This window comes from Pseudoalteromonas sp. AWM4_233, assembly GCF_056158285.1.
The window spans coordinates 2,647-3,079 of record NZ_JBSWSZ010000023.1; the positions used below are offsets into that span (position 1 = coordinate 2,647).

Here is a 433-nt window from a genome sequence, read left to right on the forward strand (position 1 = left end):
CAAGTAGCTACGTATTGCTAAGGTTAACGACGGTTAGATTCACCTCTTACACAGCACCTTGAGGTGAGATAGCAATATCAATCTCACCACCTTGGACCAAGTCAACATAAGCACCACGCTGGATCAGCACCATGGTTTTCTGTGCGCCCATACGTTTTGCCAACATGGCAGCCATAATATTGGCTTCATCATCATTGGTAACCGCGATGAACACGTCAACTTGTTCAATATGCTCTTCAGAAAGCAGCTCTTGATCTGAAGCGTCACCACAGAACACGACGGTATTGTCGAGCATTTCTGAAAGCTCAGTGGCGCGCGCTTGATTACGTTCGATCAGTTTCACACTGTGGTTTTTCTCAAGTGAGCGAGCAAGGCCCGCACCGATATTACCCCAGGTGCTGTGTAAGAGGTGAATCTAACCGTCGTTAACCTT

The 433-nt window shown here is 47.3% G+C and carries 1 pseudogene; it reads right to left on the reverse strand.

The features are described 5' to 3' along the window. Positions 1–52 precede the first annotated feature (52 nt). Positions 53–391, reverse strand: a pseudogene (locus ACXAC4_RS18730) (NAD-binding protein); the annotation flags it as partial. Positions 392–433: the final 42 nt, after the last annotated feature.